At 48.6% G+C, this 700-nt stretch carries 2 pseudogenes; one reads left to right on the forward strand and one right to left on the reverse strand.

Going from position 1 to position 700, the window contains the following annotated elements:
* Positions 1 to 199 (reverse strand): annotated as a pseudogene (locus R7P74_RS26555) (hypothetical protein); the annotation flags it as partial.
* Between the two features lie 293 nt (positions 200 to 492).
* Here R7P74_RS26555 and R7P74_RS26560 point away from each other — a divergent pair.
* Positions 493 to 700 (forward strand): annotated as a pseudogene (locus R7P74_RS26560) (hypothetical protein); the annotation flags it as partial.

Genomic DNA, 700 nt, shown 5'->3' on the forward strand with positions numbered 1-700 from the left:
GTTCAGCCTTGGCAGCACGTTCTTTGATGACGGCCTGTACAGACCGCATTGCAGGAACTGCGAATTTGTTCCAAAGGAACAAACCGATACGCTGGAACACTTTAGCGAGAACGATGAAGGAAAAAGCAAATGCCTTCGCGCCTACGTACAGTGCGCCCAGAGATGCAAGCAGAACTACAATGAAAGTGATGATGTGCATGGTGTTGCTCCTATGTAAAAAAACAGGGGCAACACCCGAAAACCGGGAGAAGCCCCCGGCTTGGGGTTAAGTAATGCCATACGGCATAAGACTAGATGCTGTTTGTTTTCGGAGGCCAGCTATCTCACCTATCGCCGCAGAGCGACTAAGATGATTCAAATATCGCTCACCTTTGCTAAACAGAAAACGCTGTAACTGTCCATTTTGGGCACTTCGAGAGGTCAGGTTACAGATTGACCGCATTTATCCTTTCCAGTGCGTTTATCTGTACCTCAAATTTAGGAGTATCTCTAATGGCAGAAGCACAAGTAGCACTGGACACAAACAACGACCGCAGCAACCACTACTCTCGCCCTGTTTTCAAGCAAGTTCTGAAAGTAAACAGCCTCCAAGCTCAGCGCGTCATGGAACGCAGCTTTGAGCGAGTTTCCAACTCCCTGTTCTCCATCGACGTGATCCTTCGCATCATCGGTGAGCAGGACGAAATCGACCAGGTTGAAA

Source organism: Vibrio sp. 2033 (genome assembly GCF_033339735.1).